Source organism: Asticcacaulis sp. P2_B1, assembly GCF_056404915.1.
In genome coordinates this window covers 29,985-52,522 of sequence record NZ_JBFUDD010000021.1, presented here as the reverse complement: position 1 = coordinate 52,522, position 22,538 = coordinate 29,985, and the positions used below count along the sequence as shown (strand labels likewise).

Annotated in this window: 17 protein-coding genes, 1 tRNA gene and 1 other RNA gene; 8 read left to right on the top strand and 11 right to left on the bottom strand. The window is 61.8% G+C overall.

What is annotated here, in order from left to right:
* Positions 1 to 128 precede the first annotated feature (128 nt).
* Both AC1DX3_RS23835 and AC1DX3_RS23830 read right to left on the bottom strand, forming a co-directional pair.
* Positions 129 to 452 (bottom strand): YbaB/EbfC family nucleoid-associated protein, encoded by a 324-nt coding sequence (locus tag AC1DX3_RS23835; RefSeq protein WP_476991857.1) that lies wholly within the window; start codon positions 450 to 452, stop codon positions 129 to 131.
* On the bottom strand, positions 452 to 2,269 hold the full coding sequence (locus AC1DX3_RS23830; protein WP_476991856.1) for a DNA polymerase III subunit gamma/tau: 1,818 nt from the start codon (positions 2,267 to 2,269) through the stop codon (positions 452 to 454). Before AC1DX3_RS23830 ends, AC1DX3_RS23835 begins: the two co-directional genes overlap by 1 nt.
* 133 nt (positions 2,270 to 2,402) lie before the next feature.
* Between AC1DX3_RS23830 and AC1DX3_RS23825 the strand changes: the two genes are divergently transcribed.
* A complete protein-coding gene (locus AC1DX3_RS23825) occupies positions 2,403 to 2,777 on the top strand; it encodes a toxin-antitoxin system YwqK family antitoxin (protein WP_476991855.1) in 375 nt (124 codons plus the stop codon).
* Positions 2,778 to 3,176: 399 nt separating this feature from the next.
* Here AC1DX3_RS23825 and ffs read toward each other — a convergent pair.
* Positions 3,177 to 3,270: signal recognition particle sRNA small type (gene ffs, locus AC1DX3_RS23820), an RNA gene on the bottom strand.
* A gap of 46 nt (positions 3,271 to 3,316) precedes the next feature.
* The gene (locus AC1DX3_RS23815) at positions 3,317 to 3,688 is read right to left on the bottom strand and encodes a hypothetical protein (protein WP_476991854.1); all 372 of its coding nucleotides are present in this window, start codon (positions 3,686 to 3,688) and stop codon (positions 3,317 to 3,319) included.
* A 139-nt stretch (positions 3,689 to 3,827) separates the two neighbouring features.
* Between AC1DX3_RS23815 and AC1DX3_RS23810 the strand changes: the two genes are divergently transcribed.
* The 4 genes from AC1DX3_RS23810 to AC1DX3_RS23795 all read left to right on the top strand — a co-directional run bounded on the left by AC1DX3_RS23810 (position 3,828) and on the right by AC1DX3_RS23795 (position 8,029).
* A complete protein-coding gene (locus tag AC1DX3_RS23810; protein ID WP_476991853.1) occupies positions 3,828 to 4,583 on the top strand; it encodes a DeoR/GlpR family DNA-binding transcription regulator in 756 nt (251 codons plus the stop codon).
* Between the two features lie 63 nt (positions 4,584 to 4,646).
* Positions 4,647 to 6,293 (top strand): glycoside hydrolase family 13 protein, encoded by a 1,647-nt coding sequence (locus tag AC1DX3_RS23805; protein WP_476991852.1) that lies wholly within the window; start codon positions 4,647 to 4,649, stop codon positions 6,291 to 6,293.
* Positions 6,294 to 6,320: 27 nt separating this feature from the next.
* Positions 6,321 to 7,334, top strand: coding sequence for a class I SAM-dependent methyltransferase (locus tag AC1DX3_RS23800; RefSeq protein ID WP_476991851.1), 1,014 nt, complete (start codon positions 6,321 to 6,323; stop codon positions 7,332 to 7,334).
* Positions 7,331 to 8,029 carry a pseudouridine synthase gene (locus AC1DX3_RS23795; RefSeq protein ID WP_476991850.1) on the top strand — a complete coding sequence of 233 codons (699 nt, stop codon included), beginning with the start codon at positions 7,331 to 7,333 and terminating at the stop codon, positions 8,027 to 8,029. Before AC1DX3_RS23800 ends, AC1DX3_RS23795 begins: the two co-directional genes overlap by 4 nt.
* Positions 8,030 to 8,109: 80 nt before the next feature.
* On the opposite strand, the gene AC1DX3_RS23790 is transcribed toward AC1DX3_RS23795, so the two are convergent.
* From AC1DX3_RS23790 to AC1DX3_RS23780, 3 genes are read right to left on the bottom strand one after another with little or no spacing between them, the layout of a single operon-like run.
* Positions 8,110 to 8,550, bottom strand: coding sequence for a hypothetical protein (locus AC1DX3_RS23790; protein WP_476991849.1), 441 nt, complete (start codon positions 8,548 to 8,550; stop codon positions 8,110 to 8,112).
* The gene (locus tag AC1DX3_RS23785) at positions 8,547 to 9,020 is read right to left on the bottom strand and encodes a hypothetical protein (RefSeq protein WP_476991848.1); all 474 of its coding nucleotides are present in this window, start codon (positions 9,018 to 9,020) and stop codon (positions 8,547 to 8,549) included. Before AC1DX3_RS23785 ends, AC1DX3_RS23790 begins: the two co-directional genes overlap by 4 nt.
* Positions 9,021 to 9,068: 48 nt before the next feature.
* Positions 9,069 to 9,671 carry a TetR/AcrR family transcriptional regulator gene (locus AC1DX3_RS23780; RefSeq protein ID WP_476991847.1) on the bottom strand — a complete coding sequence of 201 codons (603 nt, stop codon included), beginning with the start codon at positions 9,669 to 9,671 and terminating at the stop codon, positions 9,069 to 9,071.
* A gap of 91 nt (positions 9,672 to 9,762) precedes the next feature.
* On the opposite strand from AC1DX3_RS23780, the gene AC1DX3_RS23775 reads away from it, so the two are divergent.
* On the top strand, positions 9,763 to 10,161 hold the full coding sequence (locus tag AC1DX3_RS23775; protein ID WP_476991846.1) for a hypothetical protein: 399 nt from the start codon (positions 9,763 to 9,765) through the stop codon (positions 10,159 to 10,161).
* A gap of 116 nt (positions 10,162 to 10,277) precedes the next feature.
* On the opposite strand, the gene aguB is transcribed toward AC1DX3_RS23775, so the two are convergent.
* The 4 genes from aguB to AC1DX3_RS23755 all read right to left on the bottom strand — a co-directional run bounded on the left by aguB (position 10,278) and on the right by AC1DX3_RS23755 (position 16,745).
* The gene (gene aguB, locus AC1DX3_RS23770) at positions 10,278 to 11,147 is read right to left on the bottom strand and encodes an N-carbamoylputrescine amidase (protein WP_476991845.1); all 870 of its coding nucleotides are present in this window, start codon (positions 11,145 to 11,147) and stop codon (positions 10,278 to 10,280) included.
* A gap of 117 nt (positions 11,148 to 11,264) precedes the next feature.
* Positions 11,265 to 12,296: an agmatine deiminase family protein gene (locus tag AC1DX3_RS23765; RefSeq protein WP_476991844.1), complete on the bottom strand. Its 1,032-nt coding sequence runs from the start codon at positions 12,294 to 12,296 to the stop codon at positions 11,265 to 11,267.
* Positions 12,297 to 12,492: 196 nt separating this feature from the next.
* Positions 12,493 to 14,901 (bottom strand): TonB-dependent receptor, encoded by a 2,409-nt coding sequence (locus AC1DX3_RS23760; RefSeq protein ID WP_476991843.1) that lies wholly within the window; start codon positions 14,899 to 14,901, stop codon positions 12,493 to 12,495.
* A gap of 575 nt (positions 14,902 to 15,476) precedes the next feature.
* Entirely contained in the window at positions 15,477 to 16,745 is a 1,269-nt protein-coding gene (locus tag AC1DX3_RS23755) for an OmpA family protein (protein ID WP_476991842.1), read from the bottom strand.
* A 416-nt stretch (positions 16,746 to 17,161) separates the two neighbouring features.
* Here AC1DX3_RS23755 and AC1DX3_RS23750 point away from each other — a divergent pair.
* Both AC1DX3_RS23750 and AC1DX3_RS23745 read left to right on the top strand, forming a co-directional pair.
* Positions 17,162 to 17,251 (top strand) — tRNA-Ser (locus AC1DX3_RS23750).
* Positions 17,252 to 17,782: 531 nt separating this feature from the next.
* Positions 17,783 to 22,507, top strand: coding sequence for a DUF3320 domain-containing protein (locus AC1DX3_RS23745; RefSeq protein WP_476991841.1), 4,725 nt, complete (start codon positions 17,783 to 17,785; stop codon positions 22,505 to 22,507).
* Positions 22,508 to 22,538: the final 31 nt, after the last annotated feature.

Genomic DNA, 22,538 nt, shown 5'->3' with positions numbered 1-22,538 from the left:
CCGGGGAGGGGGACCATGACGCGAAGCGGAATGGTGGTGGGGTGGGCCGGATCAGCCACGCAAAAAGGCGGAAGGGAAGTTCCCTCGCCTGCGGTATGTTCAAAGTTGACGCGGCCTTGAATATCAAATCAGAAAAACTTCGGCAGGTTGGGCAGGGCGCCGCCGAGGCCTTCGGAGGCTTCGGCCATCAGCTTGGTGTTGAGGTCGTCGAGGTGACGGCGGGCGTCGGCATGGGCGGCGCGGATCAGATCGGCCAGGACTTCGCCCTCACCCGCCACCATCAGGCTGTCGTCGATCGCGAGCTTGCTCATGTCGCCCGACCCCTTAAGCTCCATGGTGACGAGGCCGCCGCCGGCCGTGCCGGTGACAACGCTCATATGCATCTTGGCCTGGGCTTCGTGGAGCTTGTTCTGCACCAGCTGAGCCTGTTTCATCATGGCTGCGAAATCCATTATTCGTCATCCTTTTCGCTACGTTCGTCTTCGGGCATGGCGGGGTCGAGCGGCGCCACGGTCGGTTGCGGTTTGGCGCGGATCGCGGTGATCTCGGCGCCGGGGAAGGTGGCCAGTACGGCGGCGACAAAAGGGCTTTGTTCGAGCTTGGCGCGCGCCGCGGCGGTTTCGCGCCGGTCGCGTTCATAGATGGTTTCGCCACCGCCGCCGCCTTCGGTGGCGATCAGCCAGCGTTGGCCTGTCCATTCCTTCAGGCGGGTGACCAGTTTGCGCACCAGGTCGATCGGCGCATTGTTCGCCGGTTCGAACGTGATGGCGCCGGGTTTGAACGAGACCAGGCGGACATAGCGTTCGACGTCGACGCGCAGGCCGATATCGCGTTTGTCGGAGATCAGTTGCAGGACCTCGGCGAAGCTTTGCGGATTGGGCATGGCCTGATGGGCGGGCTTCATCTGCATGGCCGTGGCGCCGTGATGGCCGCCTCCCCCGCCGCCACCGCCGCCGGAAGGCGGGATGCCGGGCAGGAGCGGTTCGCCGCTTTGCAGGCGCTTCATCAGCAGTTCGGGGCCCGGCAGGTCGGCGGTATAACAGAAGCGGACCAGGGCCATTTCGAACGCGGCGCAGGCGTCGGGCGCCCGGCGCAGTTCTTCGAACGCCTTCAGCATCAGGGTCCAGAGACGGGCCAGGGTGCCGGCGGAGAGTTGCGAGGACAGGGCCGTGACGCGCAGGGCCTGGGGTTTGGGCAGGCGCGTCGCTTCGGCGCCCAGGATCTTGGCGACCGACGTGGCGTGGCAATATTCCAGCATGTCGCCCATGATCTGCGACGGGTCGGCGCCGAAGCCGTAGAGCGTGCGGAAACCGAGCAGGGCCTCGCTCATCTGGCCGGAAATGATGTGTTCGAAGAGGGCGAGCGTCGCGGTGCGGTCGGCCAGGCCCAGCATGTCGCGGACGACTTCGGTGCCGATGACCTCGCCGGCATCGCCCTGGACCAGGGCTTGATCGAGCAGGGACAGGCTGTCGCGGACCGAACCTTCGGCGGCGCGGGCGATCAGGGCGATGGCTTCGGGTTCGATGCGCACGCCTTCGAGGTCGCAGATCTTGTTGAGGTGCGGCGACAGGATGTCGGGTTCGACGCGGCGCAGGTCGAAGCGTTGGCAGCGCGACAGGATGGTGACCGGCACCTTGCGGATTTCGGTGGTGGCGAAGATGAACTTGGCGTGGGGTGGCGGTTCTTCCAGGGTCTTCAGCAGGGCGTTGAAGGCGCCGGTCGACAGCATGTGGACTTCGTCGATGACATAGACTTTGTAGCGGGCTTCGACGGGGGCGTAGCGCACGCTTTCGAGCAGGTCGCGCATGGCGTCGACCCCGGTGCGCGAGGCGGCGTCGAGTTCGAGGACGTCGATATGGCGGCCTTCGATGATGGCCTGGCAATGGCGACCCAGGGTGGTCAGGTCGACGCTGGGGGCATGGACGGTGTCGGATTCGAAGTTGAGCGCGCGCGCCAGCAGGCGGGCGGTGGTGGTTTTACCGACGCCGCGGACGCCGGTCAGCATGAAGGCGTGGGCGATGCGGTTGGCTGTAAAGGCGTTGGTCAGGGTCCGAACCATGGCTTCCTGGCCGATCAGGTCCTGGAAGGTGCGCGGGCGGTATTTGCGCGCGAGGACGGTGTAGGCTTCGGACTTTTCGATCGGCTTGGCGGGTTGGGTGTCGAGGATGGGTTTCGAGTCGCCGAACATGTCGTCGGTCGAGTCATCGCGCTCATGGTGTTCGGCGACGTGTTCGGAGGCAAAGGGATCGAGGTCGGGATTGTCGGACATGGGACCTATATAGGGACTTTTCGGCGCGGCGTCACCACCAAGCGCGATTCGTTCACAGGCGCAAAGGTGGGGTGCCTTTGAGGGGCGATCATGATAGTTATGCGGTATAGATCCAACGCTTCATGGAGTGCTTATGTCCACTGGTGATGTGCATCGCGTACATTATGATGATCTTGAATTTGATGATCAGTTGGCGCTGCTACATGATGTGCCGTTCACAGGGGTGATCTACGCGCATTACGCTGATGGCGGGCCGGAAATAGAGTTCAATTATGTCGGCGGTCTTCCATCGGGCCTACAGCGACGATGGCATCCCAGCGGCCAATTGGAGGCGGAATGGGATGCTGTGCGAGGACGAGGATCGAACTGGTCGCGTGTATGGTATCCCAACGGAAAGATGAAATCTGAACGCATTGACGAGGACCAATTTCCCATTCTCCTCCGAGAATGGTCGGAAACTGGCGAACTTACGAAGGACATTAAACGGCCAAGTGGCAGCAATAATTAGGTAGAGCGAGACGTTTTCAGATTGAGTCGGCGGCCTTAAGAAAGGACCCCTCACCCGGCAGGCTGAAGCCTGCCACCCTCTCCCCTTGAAAAGGGCGAGGGGGAAGGAAAATCGACCGAACAAAACGTCATCATGCCGTAGCTATTGCTACGGTATAGCGCTGCGGTTGGCAGAACATTCGCCGTTAGAGTTTGCGGAAGTTGACGGTTTCCCCCTTCCGGCGAGACAAGCTCGCCACCTTCCCCGCAGGCGGGGCAGGAGAAAGAAGAAGTGACGGTAGGTCTGATGAATTTTCCAAGCCACGCTGGCTTGGTAAGGGCAAGTGCCCGCCGTCGACGTTTCGCGAGGCTTGGGGGACGCCCAGTCCGGCGTCTGAGCTAAAACACCCGAGCATAGCGAGGAGGTGAGACGACTGACCCGCAGGTGAATTCGTTGTGGCTGCTACCTTCCGGTCCTGACCAGATTGGCGAGGCCTACGCCCAGCCGTCTCGCGGCCTATATGCTTATTTTTCGAGCATGATGCAAGAGGCGAATTGCACTCAGGCGGGGGCAAAGGCCGCGCAGCCCGGGACGTCGCGCAGACAGGTATAGACCGGCAGGCCGCGTTCGCGGGCGATGCGGACGTCGTTGTCGGCGCCTTTCGAGGGGCCCTGCAGGCGCAGGACGGCGTCGCACAGGGCCAGCAGGCGGTGGGCGACGGGATGGAAAATCTCTTCGTAAAGCGCATCGCCGACATGTTGGCCGCCGGCGGCGCGCCACACCGGCAGGGCCACCCATTCGCCGATCATCGGGGTGTGGCCGGCCTGGAACAGGGCGTAGGCCGGCTCTTCGAGGGCGCGCAGATTGGCCGCCATGGCTTCGGGGTCGTCGTTGGTGCCGGAACGGTAGGGGCCGGCGATCAGGATCAACATTTTGCATGTCCTTGTGGATTTTCGTGCAGAAATATGCACATTCTTGCCGTGTGATGCGGCCTTATCACAGACTTGTCTGCAATATCGTGATATTTCATGTATTATCGTGCATAGTCAAATCTATTTTGGAGCCTTCCTTATGCTGACATCGCAACGCCGGGCGTTGATCCAGGACCGATTACGGCAAGACGGTCAGGTTGTGGCCAAGGATTTGGCTGAGGCATGGCAGGTGTCGGAGGACACAATCCGCCGCGATTTGCGCGATATGGCCGGCGCGGGGCTGTTGTTGCGCGTGCATGGCGGGGCATTGCCGGTTCAGCCGCCCCTGCCCGACTTTTCCGCTCGTACTCAAGTCGCGACGGATGTGAAGGCGGCATTGGGGCGGTGTGCGGCCGGGATGATCCAACCGGGACAGGTGATCTTTCTCGATGGCGGCACGACGACGGCGCAGATCGTCCGGCACTTGCCGTTGGACATCAGACTGACTGTCGTCACACACAGCCCGACCGTCGCCGGCGGTTTGGAACACCACGGCGGCGTCGAGGTCATTCTGATCGGCGGGCGGTTGTACAAGCATTCCATGGTCAGCGTCGGCGCCGCGGCCATGGCGGCGATCGCGACCATCCGCAGCGATATATATTTCATGGGCGTGACGGCGATCCATCCGGTGCGCGGGCTGTCGACCGGGGATTATGAGGAGGCAGCGATCAAGCGGCATATTGCGCAACATGCTGCGGAAACCATCGTCATGGCGACGGTCGATAAGCTGGACGCGGTGTCGCCCTACACCATAGCGCCGGCCGACAACGCCGCGGCCTTTATCGTGCCAGCCGGGACGGACGATGCGGTGACGGCGCCGTATTGCGCTCTGGGTATACGGATAATTGCGGCATGACGACTTGCGCCCGGCGTCAAAAGGGATTGTGGTAGCGGAAGCTTTGCACGGGACATGACAAGCATGCGGCGGGATACGGAAACGACAGCAAACGGTTATGTGCGGCGCTGGTGGAAGGAGGCGGTGGTCTATCAGATCTATCCGCGCTCGTTCATGGACAGCAATGGCGACGGTATCGGCGATTTGGCCGGGATTACGTCGAAGTTAAGCTATATCAAGGGTTTGGGTGTCGACGTCATCTGGTTGTCGCCGCATTTCGATTCGCCCAATGCCGATAACGGCTACGATATCCGCGATTACCGCCAGGTGATGGCCGAGTTCGGCACCATGGCGGATTTCGATGCTTTGCTGGCCGGGATCAAGGCCGCCGGCATGCGGCTGATCATCGATCTGGTCGTCAATCACAGCAGCGACGAACATGCCTGGTTCGTCGAGAGCCGGTCGTCGCGCGACAATCCATACCGCGACTATTATATCTGGCGGTCGCAGGTGCCGAACAATTGGACGTCGATTTTCGGCGGGCCGGCGTGGACGCGCGACGAGGCGACCGGCGACTATTATCTCCATCTGTTCGCCGAGAAACAGCCGGACCTCAACTGGGATAATCCGAAGGTGCGGGAAGAGGTTTACGACCTGATGCGGTTCTGGCTGGACAAGGGCGTCGACGGGTTCCGCATGGACGTCATCCCCTTCATTTCCAAGGACCCGGCCCTTCCCGATTTACCGGCAGGCAGCCGGCCGCAGGACACCTATGCCAATGGGCCGAAGGTGCACGAGTATCTGCATGAGATGCACCGGGAGGTCATGGCGAAGTACGACGTCATGACGGTCGGCGAGGCGTTCGGGGTGTCTTTGGCGCAGACGCCGTTATTGATCGACGAGCGGCGCGAAGAGCTTGATATGGTGTTTCAGTTCGATGTCGTCGATATCGACCGGGCGCCGGGCGGGTGGTGGAAGCCGTGGGGATTGCCGGAATTGAAAGAGATTTTCACGCGGCATGACAAGGCATTCGATGTGCATTGCTGGCCGACCATCTTCTTTTCCAACCATGACAATCCGCGCATGGTGTCGCGTTACGGCGACGACGATCCGCTGTGGCGGGTGAAATCGGCGCAGGTATTGGCGACTCTGTTGCTGACCATGAAGGGGACGCCGTTTATCTATCAGGGCGACGAGTTGGGGATGACCAATTTTCCTTTCGAACGTATTGATCAGTTCGACGATCTGTGGGCGAAGAACAGCTGGCGCGAGCAGGTCGAGACGGGTCAGGTGACCGCGGCGGACTTTATCGCCAACCAGAACAAGGTCAGCCGCGACCATGCCCGGGTGCCGATTTCGTGGACGGCGGAGGGCGGCTTCACGACGGGAAAACCGTGGTTGGCCATGCATCCCGATACGGCGACCATCCATGCCGCGCAGGCCCTGGGCGATCCAGCGTCGGTCTATCATTATTATGCCAGGATGATCGCCCTGCGCCACGCGACGCCGGCCCTGGTCTATGGCGATTACAGCGATCTGATGCCGGAGCATGAGTATGTCTTCGCCTTTATGCGGGCGCTGGGCGGCGAGACCTATGTTGTTGCTCTCAACTTCTCGCGCATGCCGGCTAACTTCGAAGTATCCGACGACGCCGAGCTGGTCGTGTCGAACTATGGTGATGAGTCCTACTGGCTGCGGCCGTGGGAGGCGCGTATCTACCGCTATGCTTAGGCGGCGTGTTGTGGCATAGGGGCGCGCATGACCGATCCCGTTTTAGATACGCTGTGCCTGCCCCTGCTCGAAGAGCTTGTTGATCTGCCTACGGACGGACCGGCCCTGTTCCTGCGGGCGCGGCGCGGCGATGCGTTGGACGACCTGCCGCATAACAAGCTGCTGTGCGAGCAGAGTTTCAAGCCGGCCTATGATGCTTTGGAGCGGACGGGCTTTTTGCTGCGCGGCATGGACGACGATACGCATTACAGCCTGGTGATGGTCTTGCCGCCGCGGCAGCGCGAGGAGTCTCGGGCGTTATTGGCGCGGGCGGTTCAGTCGGCGCGCGAGGGCGGTATCGTCATGGCGGCGGTGTCGAACCTGGAAGGCGCCAAGACGATCGAGGGCGATTTGAAGGCTTTGTGCGGGTCGGTGACCAGCCTGTCGAAGAACAAGTGCCGGGTGTTTTGGGCGCATGTGGGCGATGGCGTCGATCAGGCGCTGGTGGCTGAGTGGGCGAAGTTGGATGCGCCACGGGTGATCGAAGGCGGGCGTTTCGTCAGCCGGCCGGGCCTGTTCGCCTGGGACCATTTCGATCCGGGCTCGAAGCTGTTGGCCGATAATCTGCCGGTGTTCAAGGGCGTCGGCGCCGATTTAGGGGCCGGGTTCGGTTATCTCAGCGACGAGATTTTGCGGCGCTCGCCCGAGGTGACGCGACTGGATGTTTATGAGGCGGAAGGTCGGGCGCTGGAGTTGGCCAAGGTCAATTTGGCCGGCTATGGCGAGCGGGTCGCCTATCATTGGCGCGATGTCACCAAAGGAATCGAGGGCGGTTGCGACTTTATGGTCAGCAATCCGCCGTTCCATGTCGACCGCGCCGACCGTCATGACCTGGGCAAGGGTTTTATTCGTGCCGCGGCGGCCGGGTTGAAGACAGGCGGGGCGTTGTGGATGGTCGCCAATCGCCACCTGCCCTATGAGGAGACCTTGAAGGCGGCGTTCAAGACGGTCGTGGTCATGGCGCAGGACAATTATTTCAAAGTCTTCAAGGCGATCCGGTGAGACTTGTAAAGCTCCTGGCGAACCTGGGTTACGGCAGCCGCAAGGAGGTGCAGAAGCTGATCCGCGCCGGCGCCTTGACGTCGGTTGGCGGCGAGGTTTTGGGCGAGGATTCGGCCGTGGCGCACAACGACATCCGTTATCGCGGGCGGCCGATCGATCCGGCTTTCGGCATGGTGTTGATGCTCAACAAGCCGACGGGCTATGTCTGTTCGTTGAAGGATCGCGGGCAGTTGGTTTACGAACTGCTGCCGGACCGGTTTGCGATCAGGAAGCCGGTTTTGTCGACGATCGGGCGGCTGGATTCGGATACGTCGGGGTTATTGCTGTTTACGGATGACGGCGATTTTCTGCACAAGATCATTTCGCCGAAAAACCATGTTGCCAAGATTTATGAAGTGACCTGCGCGCGGCCTTTGGAGGCGCATTATGGCGAGGTGTTTGCGTCGGGCACCCTGGTTTTGGAGGCTGAGAAGGATGCGTTGAAGTCGGCGTTCCTGGAGGTTACGGGGGAGAAGACGGCGCGATTGACCTTGTATGAGGGGCGTTATCATCAGGTGCGGCGGATGTTCGCCGCGGTCGGCAATCATGTCGAAACCTTGCATCGGGCGCAGATGGCGGAGTTGACTCTAGGTGATCTGGCGCCCGGGAAGTGGCGGTTGTTGACGGCGGAGGAAGCGGCGGGGTTGCTGGTTTAGCAAGAAAGAACCCCTCACCCGGCAGGCTGAAGCCTGCCACCCTCTCCCCTCAGGTGGGGAGAAGGGGAAGGAAAGTATCTCTAAGACATCCAACCGGTTTGGCGACCGGTGATTTTCCAGGAGTCGCCCTCTAGTGTCACGGTGACAATCTCGCCATGGCCGCATAGCGGGCATTCGTCGGCAGCAGAAACGACTGCATTTTTGGCATCCAGATATTGCGGCAAGCTGAAGTGCCAGGCGTGGCGATCATCCCAACCGCGTGCGTCGCGATCACCGGGAACAACATGCAGGCCGGCGGCGGTAAAGGCAGTCGAACAGTCAAGCGCAATGTGTTGATCCTGGATGCCCTCGACACCACCAATGACAGGCCCGCCCAGTTGGGAAGCGACATTGGCGAGAAGTTGACAGCGCGCGTCGTCGGTGACGCCGAGCGCCGTGCCGTCGGTCGCCGGTGCCGGTTCGGCGGCGAGCGGGGACGCGAATAGACAGGCCAATGTCGCGGCAGCAATTACGCGCCTCATGACACCCAGGTGGTTTCGCGTTGAACGATCTTCCAGGTGTTGCCCTGGCGGGAGAGGGTCAGCTTTTCGCCGTGGCCGCACAGGCGGCGGCAGATATAGTCGACCGTGACCGTGGCGGCATCGTCGTCGGTGAATTGCGGGGCCGAGAAGCGCCAGGCGTGGTCGACCTCGGTATTGTTGACGCGCGGATCGTTGGGATTGCCGAAGGGGACCAGCGGCAGGCCGGCGGCCTTGAACGCCGCGGTGCAGTCGGTGGCGCGCTGGCCGTCGTCATTTGGCTTGAGATAGGGCACGAAGCTGTCGCTGCCCAATTGTTCGCCGACATCGGCCAGGACGCGGCATTGCAGGTCGTCATTGATGGCGAGACGGCTGCCTTCGGAGGGCATGGCCGGGGATGGGGACGCGGGCGCTTCGGCGCATGAGGCCAAGGTCATGCTCAAGGCAAGGGCGGCGGCGATCGTGATCTTCATGGTTGCGTCTCCTGTTTTCGCGATGATAACGGCGTAGTGTGGCCAAAGTCAGGTCAAGTGCAAACGGTCGAGAATGGCGTTGGCGGCCAGTTTCAGGGTTTCGGCGATGCCGGCCGGCGACCGCGTGGCGCCGAGCAGGCGGAACATCGGCATGGCGGTGAGGCCGAACAGAAGGTCGGCGGCTTCGGCGCGGGCGGCATCGGTGCCTGACATGCGGTTCACCAGGGTGGTCATGATGGTGCGCCGGCGGGCGTTGCGGGCGTCGATGGCTTCGGCGAATTCGGGATCGACGGCAGCGGCGTCGTGCAGTTTGGCGAACGAGGCGTGGCTGCCCCAGAAATCGCACAGGATGTCGATGGAGCGATCGAGGGCGGTCCGCGGGTTCGGATCCTGCATGGCTTCGACGATGCGGGTAATGCCGCCGCGTTGGGCGTTGTCGTCGAAGACGGCTTCGAGCAGGGCGCGGCGCGAGCCGAACTGTTTGTAGACGGTCAGACGGGTGACGCCGGCGGCCTTGGCGACCGCTTCCATGGACAGGGTGGCCGGACCTTCGGCCAGGAGGCGGCCGGCGGCGTCGATGACCTGCTGGCGTTTGACGGCCGCGGCGGCGTCGCGTTTGGCGCTTTGATAGGGACGTGGTTCAGGTGGCATTTTGCGCTTGAGATTCAGTTTACAATATGTATATCTATTATTTCAGTGTACATAGTGTTCACTGAATTAATCGTTGCCGCGGGAGAGCGCCATGCAAATCGTTATCATCATTGTCGTGGCTCTGCACGCCCTGTCGGCCGTGTTCTGGATGGCGACGACCGCCAATCTGGCGCGCGGCGGCGGCCAGGGCGTGGAGATTCTGTTTCCACGCCAGATGGGTGCGGCGACGATTGCGGTGCTGACAGGTGGGTTTTTGTGGAGCCAGCTCCACACGGGTGGGTTCGGCACCTATGAAAAGGTCCTGGCCGGCGGGGTGGTGTGCGCCCTCGCCGCCTTGATCGTGCAAATCGTCCTGGTCGGGACGCGATTGCGGCGTTTGAAGGGTGAGGACGCGGACAAGGCGCGCGGCGGGATGGCCGTGGCGCATCGTATCGCGTCGGGGCTTCAGATGATCACCCTGGTCTGCATGGTGGTGGCGCGGTATATCTAGGCCGGGATGGCTTTAGGCGGTAACAGCAGAAAGAAAGTACCCCTCACCCGGTTCGCGAGCGAACCACCCTCTCCCCTTGAAAGGGGCGAGGGGAAGTTTTCGCACATTTTGCGATTTTAAGCCGGGCGCGGGGAAGCCAGGGCGGTATAGAGATCCGGGCGGCGGTCGCGGAAGAAGCCCCAGGCGGCGCGGTGGGTGTTGAGATAGTCGAGGTCGAATTCCGCCACCAGGACGCCCTCGTCCTTCGCGCCGAAGCTTTGCACCAGGTCGCCGCGGTGGTTGGCGATAAAGCTGTGGCCGTAGAAGGTCTGGCCGGCGGCGGTGACCTGTTCATGGCCGATGCGGTTGGACGCAATGACGGGCATGACATTGGCGACGGCGTGGCCCTGCATGACGCGCTGCCAGGGGGCGGCGGTATCTAAGCTGTCGTCGTGGGGTTCCGAGCCGATGGCCGTCGGGTACATCAGGATTTCGGCACCCAGCAAGGCCATGGCGCGGGCGGCTTCCGGGTACCATTGGTCCCAGCAGATGCCGACGCCGACCTTGGCGAATTTGGTGGTCCATACCTTGAAGCCGGTGTCGCCCGGGCGGAAATAGTATTTTTCCTGGTAACCCGGACCGTCGGGGATATGGCTTTTGCGATAGACACCCAGCAGTTCGCCACCGGCGTCGATCATGACCAGGCTGTTGAAATAGTGCGGGCCTTCCTTCTCGTATATCGAGGTCGGGATGACGATGTTGAGTTCCGCGGCCAGTTTTTGCATGGCCAGGACCGCCGGGTGTTCACGCCACGGAAAGGCGGTGGCGAACCACTTTTCTTCCTGGCTGACGCAGAAATATTCGCCCTGGAAGAGTTCCGACGGCAGGATGATTTGCGCGCCCTTGGCCGCGGCGTCGCGGACGAGCTGCTCGGTCTTGGCGATATTGACGGCCATGTCGGCGCCGTAGGACGTTTGCAGGGCGGCGACGGAAACAGTGCGGGTCATGTCTATACTCCAAATTCCAAAATGCTCGCATTTTGGCAAGCGCGACCGCGCGCCCGAGCCGTTGCGAGGAGCCTTGCGGCGTTTGAGCAGAAAAGGCCCCTCATAAAGGCGTAAGCATTACGCCTTTATGAGGGGGACCTGCTGGCTAATGCAGTGGAAGGAACCGCCGCCGGTCAGGATGGCGTTCGACGACAGGCCGACCACATTGCGTTCGGGGAAGAGGCTTTGCAGGGCCTCGACCGCCAGCTCGCCGGGGCGCTCTTCGTAGATGGGCACCACCACGCAGTCATTGGCGATCAGGAAGTTCATATGGGAGGCCGGGATGATTTCGCCATCCTCATCGAGCACTTTTCCCGGTGACGGGATGCGCACGACCTGGAGACCGAAGCCGCGGGCGTCGGTTTGGGTGCTGAGCAGTTTGGCGGTCCGGTCATAGACCTCGGCATTGGGATCGTCGCGGCCGAAAGCGACGGGACAGGCGACCACACCGGGCGCCACGAAACGCGCCAGATTGTCGACATGGCCGTCGGTATGGTCGTTGAGCAGGCCGTCGTCGAGCCAGATGACCTTGCGGATGCCAAGCGCCTGGAACAGGGCCTGTTCGGCGAGGGATTGGGTCCAGCCGGGATTGCGGTTGGGGTTGAGCAGGCACTGGCGCGTCGTCAGCACCGTGCCGTGGCCGTCATGGTCGAGCGCGCCGCCTTCGAGGATGAAGTCTTCCAGGGTTTGCGAAAAGCCGTCGAGCTGGCTGATCTGCAGCGACACTTCGTCGTCGAATTTCAGGTGGTATTTGCCGCCCCAGCCGTTGTTGTGGAAGCTGACCGGGAGGGCCTGATGCAGGTCGTCGTCATCGGCGTCGTCGGCGACATAGATGGGGCCCGTGTCGCGGAACCAGATATCGCCGAAACGGCCGTCGACGATTTCGAGTTTTTTGACGTCGCCCAGAAGGGATTGGGCAGCGGCGTGGGCCTCTTCGCCCATGACCATCAGCTTGACATGTTCGTCGCCCATCTCGGCCAGGACTCGGGCCAGCGCCGCCACTTCGGCCTGGGCGGGGATCAGGTCCTCCTGCCACAGGTTTTCGTGACTCGGGAAACCCAGCCAGATGGCCTTGTGCGCTTCCCATTCCGCCGGAACGATACGTGTCATAAAGACTCCCATAGTTTCTTCGCTCAAGCGCCACGGGGCTCGCACAAACGTGCGCGGCGGGCAGTCGCCCGCTGCCAACGGCTCATGAGTTCATCTCAGTCGCCGTTGCTACTAGCATAGGGCCAGAGGCTTTGGCATACAAAAAAACGGCCCCCGGACATCCGGAGGCCGCTTTCCTTGTGGTGTCGAACCGTCCTTAGAACTGCGTGTGCAGGGCCAGGATAACCGTGCGCGGAGCGCCGATGTTGAAGTTCGGGATGCCGGCTTTCGCCACGTTGAATTCCGGGTGCGCGAAGGCCGTGGTCTGCGAGCTGATCGAACCGAAATAGTAGGCGTTGGTGATGTTGATGACGTTGAGCTGGAAGTAGGTGCCCGTCTTGGTGAAGGGGACGCCCGGCAGATCCCAACGGACGGAACCGTCAAAGGTCGTATAGGCCTTGGTCTTGTCGTCGTTCATGTCGGTCGAGAAGCGCTCGCCGACATATTTGCCGGACAGATTGAAGGTGAAGTCCGAGAAGTGGTAGCTGGCACCCAGGTTACCCATCCACTCCGGCACTTCGACCAGCGACTTGCCCTTCAGCGGAATGAAGACCACCACGCCGCCGACCTTGCCGTTCGGCACGTCGTTCTTGACTTCCGTCTTGGTGTAGGTGGCGTTGGCGTAGAGATTGAAGTTGGTCGTGGGCGACCAGGCGGCCGCGCCTTCAAAGCCGTGGAAGTCCACCTTACCGACATTGCGGTCGAAATAGGTGTCGGTCTGGACGTCATAGGCCGAGACGATGCGGTTGTCGTACTTGGCCGACCAGACGTCGGCGGAAGCCTGGATGGTCGGGGTGTTGAAGCGGTAACCCAGTTCCATGGTCTTGGCGGTTTCCGGCAGCGGATTGGCCGGGGCAGCCGTGCCGGTGCTGGACATGGTGACGGCATAGTAGTTGTCCGTACGCGGCGACGACATCGATTCGGCGTAGTTGCCATAAACCTGGCTGTTGTCAGCGAACTTCCAGGTCAGGCCGAGATTCGGCAGGACCTTCGAGAAGTCGACCGTGGTGTGGTAGGGCTTGAAGAAGCTGTCTGTATTGCCGGCAAAGGTGACCGTGCCGTCGGCCGCCGTGGCGGTCGGCGCCTGGGTGGTGCAGAAAGGCGTGCTGCTGCCTGTACCCTTGGTCGACGAATAGCAGTGCTGGTTCAGGTCACGCGTCATCTTCTGGCTCTTGACGCCGATCTGAACGCCCAGGGCGTCGTCGAAGAAGCGGCCGCGATATTCGGCGAAGAAGACGTCGACATCGGCCTTGGAGAAGCGGTCGCGACGTTCGTAGGCGGCGCCGTCCGAACCCAGGAGTGCCAGGCTGTCCTTCAGCTTGGCGCCGAACGGATCGATCGCCGAGCCATCGGCGTTGACCAGGGTGCCATCACCGGTTTGACGCGTGCGGCCGCGGTCGAACGAGGCGCCGGCGCGGATGATATCGCCACGGTCAAGGGTGTAGACGGCCGAGGTGAACAGCGAGAAACGGTCGGTCTGGGTGGTATTCGGGTTATAGATGGTGAGCGTGTCGAGCGCATCGCCGTCGCCGTTCAGATCGTGGTTCTTGAAGTTGGCATTGGTCCACGAACCGATCTTGCCGGTGACTTCGCTGACGGTCGAGGTGCCGCCGCCATTGGCCAGGACGTATTGGTAGGACGGATCGACCGTGAAGAACAGGTGGTCATTGACGACCCACTTGGATTGACCGCGCAGGTTGCCGGTGTTCGACGGGTTGATGTTGGCGATGCCAGCGCTGTTGAAATATTCACCCTTGGTCGGGTCAGCGAAGGTGGCCTTGGGTTGACCGAAGATGAAGCGGTTGCGATTGCGGTTGAAGTGACCCGACAGGCTGGCGAAAGAACCGTTGTCGAACAACGGCTGATAGATGCGGAAGTTCAGCTGTTGCTTGTGCAGCTTGCCGGTATCCGGCACTTCGCGGGTGAAGGTGTCGTAGTTCTGGTTCGAATAGGAGATGAAGGCCGAGGTGCCCCACGGACCGACCTTGCCCGTATCGAGCATCAGGAAGTTACGGGTGTAGTTAAAGGAACCGAGCGAGCCGGTATATTGGACGCCGAAGGTGTCGGACGGCTTGCGGGTGGTCAGGTTGACCGTACCGCCGGTCGACGACGCCGTCATCGAGTCGACGTCGGTACCGCCGGTCAGGACCGAGGCGGTGGCGATCACTTCGGGATCGAGTTGTTGGTTGGTATAGATGGCGTAGTTGCCGGCGTCGTTGAGCTGGGTACCGTCGACCGTCAGGGAGATACGCGGGCCGTCGAGGCCACGCAGGCGGAGATTGCCGCCTTGCGAACCGTAGGGATCGTTATTGGTGAAGTTGTAACCCGGAACGACGTTCAGGGTCTGGGCGATCGACTGGCCGGTGGTGCCCTTGGCGATGAAGGCCTGGTCGACGACCGAGCGCGTCTTGATGCCGGTTTCCTTGTTGATCGGACCGAGGCCCTTTTTACCCTTGATCACAACTTCGACGTCTTGCGAAGAGGTGGACTGGGCAAAGACATGGCTCGACATCGCGAAGGCGACGACGGCGGTGGTGGCCAGAATGATCGATTTATTCAATTTCATTGGGAGTATCCCCTCTCCAAGGTTACAAAAAAGCAAAATTTTACCCACCAAGACAAATCGTGTCCCGTGACAGCCCAAGGTGCGTTTGGAAGCATCAAAGCGTGAGGCCAAGCCGAAAGGCAGGCCGTGTGATTAATCCTTTAGTAGGTTTTGCAGCGCTTTTTGAGCGAAAAGTGCAAACCTTTTGTGACAGTGGTCACATCCGTAACGTGTTGCTGCCTTATTGCCACAGTTCGCGGCGGTGCAAACGGCATGATTTTGCCACACAGGCCAAGCGAGTCTTGTGTCCAGGGTCCGGGGCACCACAATATATATGGGAATTTCGTGTAATTTACGGGTTTTGCGCGATGCGCGACGGCTATGACGGCCGTCCGAAAAAAATGCCTAAAATGGGCGCGTCAAAAAAATAATGCCGACGAAGTGACACTTTTTGTTGCGGCGCAGAAACAGATTTGTGAGCGCGCGGCCAAGGCAGGCTCGCCCGAGGCGCGTATTTTTTGACAATTGAGCAGCAAAAAGCCCGGCCTGAAAAATCAGGCCGGGCTTCATGTTTTGGACTGAACGTCGCGTTCTGATTAGAACGTGATGTCGATCGTCGAACGACGGTTCAGGGGTTCCTTCACGCCGTCGCCGGTGGCGACTGCGGGGGCGGATTCACCCTTCCAATCAACGGCCAGCTTGGAGCCATCGACACCGAGACCGGCCAGGGCGTCGGCGACAGTCTTCGCACGGCGTTCCGACAGGCGGATGTTGTAGGCAGCCGAACCGGAGGTGTCGGTGTGGCCGACGACCACGACACGGGCAGCGCCACCGGCCTTGGCATAGTCAGCCGCGGCTTGGACGACGGCTTGAGCGTCGGAGGTCAGGTCAGACTTGTCGAACTCGAAGTACACGATGAATTCGCGAGCTTCGTAGGTCGGGGCCGGGGGAGGCGGAGGAGGAGGCGCGACAGGCGTCTCGACGACCGGGGGAGGAGGAGGCGATTCGATCGGAGCCGGCGGGGGAGGCGCTTCCGAACCGAAGGCCCAACGCAGGCCGACCGAGATCGTCTGATCGTTGAACTTGCCGGAGAATTCACCCGGTTGTTGCCAGCCGGTACCCGTGTCCGAGAGACCCGGCGTCATGTCGTGAGCCGAGAGCGGAGCGACGATACCGTCGAACTTGGCCTTTTCGGCGCCGAGATAACGATAGGTCAGGTCGAGGCTGAGGCGATCCGACAGAGCCCAGGCCAAACCGGCCAGGAACTGATAGGCCGGAACCGTGTCGGTGCCGGTCATGCTGAGATCGGCAACGCCCGTCGAAGGGCTGGTCGACAATTGGCCGATCATCTTCGCCTTAACGTGGTCGAGACCAAGGCCAGCGCCGATGAAGGGGTGGAAAGTGGATTCCGGCAGGATGTCATAGTACAGATTGACCATGAAGGTCGTCTGATCGAACGAACCCTTGGGGCCGCCGCAGGGCGTCGAAGCCGTACGGATGACGCCGACGGTGCACAGCGCGGTGTCGACCGTGCCGGTACCGGCGATGGTCGGATAATCGCGCGGATAGCCGATCGCCGTGGTGATGTCGCCGGGGCGGTAGCCACCTTCGAATTCAACACGCCAGTTCGGGCTGTAGCGATAACCGAGACGGGCGAAACCGGCCCATTGATCATCCGTGCCCACGTCGTACGAATACGCACCGCCGTCGGCCATCAGGCCGGTCGACTTCGCTTTGTAATCGCCAGTGGTGTTGTAACCGAGGTCAACCGCCCCGTACCACCCATTGGATTGTTCAGCAGCAGCACCGGTCGCTGCAACCGCAAGTGCAGCGAGAGCAGCGCCCGCCAGCAAATTGAGTTTCATGTTATTGCCCTCTCTTGGCCATCGAACGAACAGCCGATCATCTCGACTGAAACTTTTAAGTACGCGTCTTCATAACTTTCCGAAGCCGTTTTGCATAGCACCCAAATGCGACTTTGGTTAAAAATATGCACTTTTTTATCCGCTTTAACGTTTACTGACACCAGAAAGACACGCTTATGAGGATGTATCCGTACACAAGCGTCTATTGGTCAAAGTTTGCCATAAGAAATCTATGGGCCAACTACGGACGAATGTAAAAATATCATAAGGGAAGCGAAAAGGCTTGCGATTCTTTGCGGCTGTCGCTAGGAACGCCACCTCTGACGACCGCGGTGCGCGCAAGCGCCCGAGCTTCGGACCGAAACCTGACTATATAATCCTTATATGTTCAAGGCTTTGGGCCGGTTCCCTCTGACGGAGAGGTGGCTGAGTGGTCGAAAGCACCGCACTCGAAATGCGGCGTAGGGGCGACTCTACCGTGGGTTCGAATCCCACCCTCTCCGCCATCTTACCTGAAAATCAGCTCCCCTCCCGGGAGCTTTTTTTATGGAAAATTAGCCAGAAATTTACACCTGACGCGGGCGAGGATCATCGAAAATCTATTCGGGCGGTCAGGCGGCGACTTTGCGGCGGGAGCGTGGCGTTAACACTTTCTCGCTCGCGGCTCAGGTAAAAACAGACCGGTTTTGGCATTTTTTTCATGCAATCCATTGCATTGCAGCATTTGGGGCCGTCTTTTTTCCACGGGTAATAATTCACCAATGGATAGACTAGCAGGCACCAAGGGAACAAAGCGGCGAACGACTGGCCGTTCGAGAGAATAACCTCTTCCTCCAAGCCCGAGCACGCCCCTCACCCGCCGGGCTGAAGCCCGGCACCCTCTCCCCGTGGTCACGGGGCGAGTGAAGGAAGCGGGGTCAAGTCGAGAGTGGCCGGCATTGTGTCCGATTACGCAATTTATCCGAAACCTGTGAGAAACATTCTTGGCACTTTAGCGGAATGCGCTTTAAGGTCCCGGGGCTGCGGAGACCAAAAGCATGGCGGATGATACGGTAACGGCCCCCATCGGCGAACGCCTGTTGAAAGCGCGTCACGCCCTGCTCGACCTGTCGACACGCAACCGCCTGCTCAACACGCCGTTGCGGACCCGCAACAACCGCGCCATCGAAATCGTCGATGAAAAGGCCGATGAGGTCTTCCGTGCCTTGAGCGACGGCAAGGCCATGACCTTTTTGCCGGGCGCCGATTTGCCGGCCGGGGAGCGCGAGGTTGACGACAGCGATACGGCGGCGATTCCCCAGCCCGGTGACGACACAATAGATTCTCGCGGCGTGGCGGCCCGGCACAGCGATTCGCGCCTGCAGACACGGCTGACATCGGAAGGCCTGCAAAAGCGACTGTTCGATATCTGGGACGATGCGCGTACGCTGGAAAGCGAACAGGGCGTCAATATCCTCTATCTGGCCCTGGGCCTGCTGAAATGGTTCGACGCCGAATCGTCCGACGTCGCCCGCTATGCGCCGCTGGTTTTGCTGCCGGTACAGTTGGAACGATCGAGTGCCGCAGACCGCTTCAAGCTGAAAGGCCGCGACGAGCCGCCCTCGCCCAATCTGACGCTCCAGGCCAAGATGAAGAGCGAGTTCGGCCTGACCATCGAGGATTTCAGCGACGAAGACGCCGTCGACCTCGGCGCCTATGCCGCCAAGGTGGCCGAGACGGTGTCGCGCCAGGGGCGATGGGAGGTCCTGCCCGACGCCATGGTCCTGGGCTTCTTTTCGTTTGCCAAGTTTTTGATGTATCGCGATCTTGATCCCGACAACTGGCCGGAAGGAGGGATAGAACAGCATGCCTTGATTACCGCCCTGCTGCGCGACGGTATTCCGGACAGCGCGCCGCTCATTGCCGACGATGCCGCCATCGACGAGGCGATTCCCGCCGTCGATCAAACCCATGTCGTCGATGCCGACAGCTCGCAATCGGTCGCCATCGCCGAAGCCGCCGGCGGACGCACCCTGGTCGTCAAGGGACCGCCCGGCACCGGCAAGTCGCAAACCATTACCAATATTATCGCCGCCGCCGTCGCCCGCGGTAAAAAGGTGCTGTTCGTCGCCGAAAAGATGGCGGCGCTCGATGTCGTTCATCGGCGGCTGAAACAGGCCGGTCTCGGGCCGCTGACCCTGGAACTGCATTCCAACAAGATCAGCAAACGCGCCGTGCTCGAAGAACTGCGCCGGACCAAGGACGGTATGTTGCGCCCCCTGACGGCGGACGCCAGCGTGGTGGCGCGTCTGGAGGATGTCCGCGGCGGCCTGAATGGGTTTGCCGGGCGGCTGCATGGACCGCTTAGTCCCAGCGGTGCGACGCCATACCAGATTCTCGGGCGGCTGGCGGGGTGGCAGGATGGGGGGCAGGTTGGCGGCGACACGACGTTCGACGGCGCGGAGACGTGGACGGCGGGCGATGTCGCGACACGCCGGCGTTTGGCCGAAGAGGTCGTCGAGCGGTTGAACGGCCTGGGGCCCATACCGGTGCATCCGTGGCGGGGCGTGCGCGCCGACGCCCTGGAACCGGCCGAACGCGATCGCCTGGCGAAGGATATTGCGGCTTCGCAGGCGGCGTTGCAGGCGGCGCAGGCACAGGCTGCCGTGGCGACACGGCTGTTCGGCGCGCCGGACGCCGAGCGTATTCCCGACCTGAAGCGGTCGCTGGCCTTTCTTCAGTTGACGCCCCTGCCCCGCGACGGCGACCGGGCGGCTTTCGGCGACAGTGCCTGGGGGCATCCCAAGGCCTTAAGCGACCTGATCAAAACGGGCGCCACGCTGGTCCGGTTGCGCGCCGAAGCCGGCAAGCTGTTCAACGACGCCGGCCTCCGTGCCGACTATACCGCCATCCGCGCCGATATCGTCACCAAGGGACGCGCCGTGCTGCGCTTTCTCGACGGCGGCTATAAGCGCAATATCGCCCTGCTGCGTTCCTATGTCAGGGACGCCTTGCCGCAGGATCCGGATGCGCGGCTGAAGATGGTCGATGTGATCGTCAGCCTGCAAAAGACCGAGGATGACTTTTCCGCCGCGGCAGGCCTGGGGCGGGCGTTCGGACGGCTGTGGCAAGGCGCCGACAGTGACTGGGAAGCGCTCGACAATGTCCTGCGCTGGCGGTTGTCGCACAATTTGCCGGAGCCGGTGTGGCCGCGACTGGCGGCGCTGAGCGATGCGGACCTGGCCGAAGGCGACCGGGCGCGGCAGGCGCTTTATGCCGCCATGACAGATAATGACGCAGCGATGGATGCCTATGTCGCCAGGCTCGACCTCGATACGGTCGCGGCGTTCGGCGCCGAGGGCGGCACGATCAACGACTATATAGTGCGCTCGTCGCTATGGTTGGGCGATATGGAGTCGCTCAGCCGCTTTATCGCCTTCGCGTCGCGCGGCCGCGCCCTGGCGGCGCTCGGTGCGCAAAGTCTGGTCGACGACGTCCACAATGGACGGTTGGACGGCGCCACCCTGCTCGGCGAGTTCGACGGCGCCTATACGATTGTGTTGCGCGACGCCCTGTTCGCCGATTGGCCGGAGTTACGCGGCTTCGAAGGATTGAGCCAGGACCGCCATGTCGACGATTTCCGCAAGCTTGACCTGGCGCGCATTGAGTTGGCCAAGGAACAGATCGCTGCTCAGCACGCCGAGGGCCGGCCGAAGGGCGCGGCGGGCATCGGGCCGCTAGGGGTGCTCAACGGCGAACTGGCCAAGAAGCGCGCCCACTTGCCGATCCGGCTGCTGCTGGAAAAGGCCGGGCCGGCGATTCAACAGTTGAAACCGGTCTTCATGATGTCGCCTTTGTCGGTGGCGCAGTTCCTCAAGCCGGGGGCTTTCGAGTTCGATCTGCTGGTGATGGACGAGGCCAGTCAGATCGAGCCGGTCGATGCCCTGGGCGCCGTGGCGCGGGTCAAACAGTTGGTTGTGGTCGGCGACGAGCGGCAATTGCCGCCAACGGCCTTCTTCAAGAAGCTGACCGGCGAGGACGAACGCGACGAGGATGACGACCTGACGCTCCAGGCGCGCGATGCCGAGAGCATTCTGGATCTGTGCCTGGCCAAGGGCGCGCCGTATCGGCTGCTGAGCTGGCATTACCGCTCGAAACATCAATCCTTGATCGCTGTGTCGAACCGGGAGTTCTATGAGAACCGGCTGTTCATCGTGCCCTCGCCCTACGATGCGGTGGCCGGTATGGGGTTGAAGTTCCACAAGCTCGATACGGTCTATGATCGCGGCGGCACGCGGACCAATGCCGGCGAGGCCAAGATCGTCGCCGAGGCCGTGATCGCCCACGCCAAGGCAAGCCCGGAACAGACCCTGGGTGTGGCTACGTTTTCGAGCGTGCAGCGGACGGCGATCCTGAAGGAGCTGGAACTGCTGCGGCGCGCCCATCCGGAGACCGAGCCGTTTTTCGCGCCGGAGGTGGTCGAACCCTTCTTCGTCAAGAACCTGGAAAACATCCAGGGCGACGAGCGCGACGTCATCTTTATCTCCATGGGTTACGGCAAGACGGCCGAGGGCTATCTGGCGCACAATTTCGGTCCGTTGAGCGGCGAAGGCGGCGAACGCAGGCTGAATGTGTTGATTTCGCGCGCCAAGCTGCGATGTGAGGTGTTCTCGAACTTCACCGGCGGCGATATCGACCTGGAGCGGACGCCGGCGCGCGGGGTGGCGGCGTTGAAGATGTTCCTGACCTTCGCCGAAACCGGCCATTTCGGTCAGGGCGAAGCGACGGGCGACGGCCATGACAGCGCCTTCGAGCAGGCGGTGTGCCAAAAGTTGCGCGGGTTAGGCTACGACGTCAAAACCCAGATCGGCGCCTCGGGCTTTCGCGTCGACCTGGCCGTCGCCGATGCGGAAACGCCGGGGCGGTTTGTCTTGGGCATCGAATGCGACGGGGCGCAATATCATGCCTCGCGTTCGGCGCGCGACCGCGACCGGTTGCGGCAACAGGTGCTGGAGGCGCACGGCTGGATCATCCATCGTATCTGGAGCGCCGACTGGTATTTGCGGCCGAAGGAAGAACTGCGCCGGATCGAGGCGGCGATTGCCGCGGCCAAGGAGGCCTGGCGGGGCCGCGATGCTTCGGGTTATCAGACCAGGCGGGCGGTGCCCGTATCGTTCGAGACAGCCGAGGGTGATGACGGGCCGGTGCTGACGGCGTCGATCGGCCGTGAACCGCCGGCCGCCGCCAATCTTTATGAAGAGGCCGCGTTCGCGGTTTCGCGGACGGCGGAACCGCAGGACCTGCCATTGGGGCGGATGGTCGATATCGTGACGAAGATCGTCGCGGTTGAAGGTCCGGTCCATGGCGATGAAATCGCGGCGCGGGTACGGACGCTGTGGGGCCTGCCGCGCATGGGGGCCAAGGTCAAGGGCGCCGTGGCGCGCGCGGTCGAGCAGGCGGCGATCGCCGGCGCGATCGAAGGCGGTCCCTTCTTCTATGCCATGCCGGGTCAGCCCATCGTCGTGCGCGATCGTGCGAAAGTGACGTCGCCTGGCCTGCGCAAGCCGGACCTGTTGCCGCCGGCTGAGATCGACCAGGCTATCGTTACTACGGTCGCGGACAATTTCGGCGCCACCAGCGACGAGCTGGTCGTGGCGGTGGCGCGTGGGTTCGGTTTTGCCTCGACGTCGGAGGCGCTGAAAAGCGTGTTCGAGGCGCGCATCCGCCGATTGGTCGAGACCGGGACATTGGTTGAGAAAGGCGCCCTGCTGAGTATCAGGTAGGCGTGTCTTTCCTTTCGCGCTGCCTGTGTTA

What these genes read in the sequence shown, in the direction of transcription:
- AC1DX3_RS23835 (WP_476991857.1), bottom strand. Translation starts at nt 452, where the DNA reads ATGGATTTCGCAGCCATGATGAAACAGGCTCAGCTGGTGCAGAACAAG.
- AC1DX3_RS23830 (WP_476991856.1), bottom strand. Translation starts at nt 2,269, where the DNA reads ATGTCCGACAATCCCGACCTCGATCCCTTTGCCTCCGAACACGTCGCC.
- AC1DX3_RS23825 (WP_476991855.1), top strand. Translation starts at nt 2,403, where the DNA reads ATGTCCACTGGTGATGTGCATCGCGTACATTATGATGATCTTGAATTT.
- AC1DX3_RS23815 (WP_476991854.1), bottom strand. Translation starts at nt 3,688, where the DNA reads ATGTTGATCCTGATCGCCGGCCCCTACCGTTCCGGCACCAACGACGAC.
- AC1DX3_RS23810 (WP_476991853.1), top strand. Translation starts at nt 3,828, where the DNA reads ATGCTGACATCGCAACGCCGGGCGTTGATCCAGGACCGATTACGGCAA.
- AC1DX3_RS23805 (WP_476991852.1), top strand. Translation starts at nt 4,647, where the DNA reads ATGCGGCGGGATACGGAAACGACAGCAAACGGTTATGTGCGGCGCTGG.
- AC1DX3_RS23800 (WP_476991851.1), top strand. Translation starts at nt 6,321, where the DNA reads ATGACCGATCCCGTTTTAGATACGCTGTGCCTGCCCCTGCTCGAAGAG.
- AC1DX3_RS23790 (WP_476991849.1), bottom strand. Translation starts at nt 8,550, where the DNA reads ATGAGGCGCGTAATTGCTGCCGCGACATTGGCCTGTCTATTCGCGTCC.
- AC1DX3_RS23785 (WP_476991848.1), bottom strand. Translation starts at nt 9,020, where the DNA reads ATGAAGATCACGATCGCCGCCGCCCTTGCCTTGAGCATGACCTTGGCC.
- AC1DX3_RS23780 (WP_476991847.1), bottom strand. Translation starts at nt 9,671, where the DNA reads ATGCCACCTGAACCACGTCCCTATCAAAGCGCCAAACGCGACGCCGCC.
- AC1DX3_RS23775 (WP_476991846.1), top strand. Translation starts at nt 9,763, where the DNA reads ATGCAAATCGTTATCATCATTGTCGTGGCTCTGCACGCCCTGTCGGCC.
- aguB (WP_476991845.1), bottom strand. Translation starts at nt 11,147, where the DNA reads ATGACCCGCACTGTTTCCGTCGCCGCCCTGCAAACGTCCTACGGCGCC.
- AC1DX3_RS23765 (WP_476991844.1), bottom strand. Translation starts at nt 12,296, where the DNA reads ATGACACGTATCGTTCCGGCGGAATGGGAAGCGCACAAGGCCATCTGG.
- AC1DX3_RS23760 (WP_476991843.1), bottom strand. Translation starts at nt 14,901, where the DNA reads ATGAAATTGAATAAATCGATCATTCTGGCCACCACCGCCGTCGTCGCC.
- AC1DX3_RS23755 (WP_476991842.1), bottom strand. Translation starts at nt 16,745, where the DNA reads ATGAAACTCAATTTGCTGGCGGGCGCTGCTCTCGCTGCACTTGCGGTT.
- AC1DX3_RS23745 (WP_476991841.1), top strand. Translation starts at nt 17,783, where the DNA reads ATGGCGGATGATACGGTAACGGCCCCCATCGGCGAACGCCTGTTGAAA.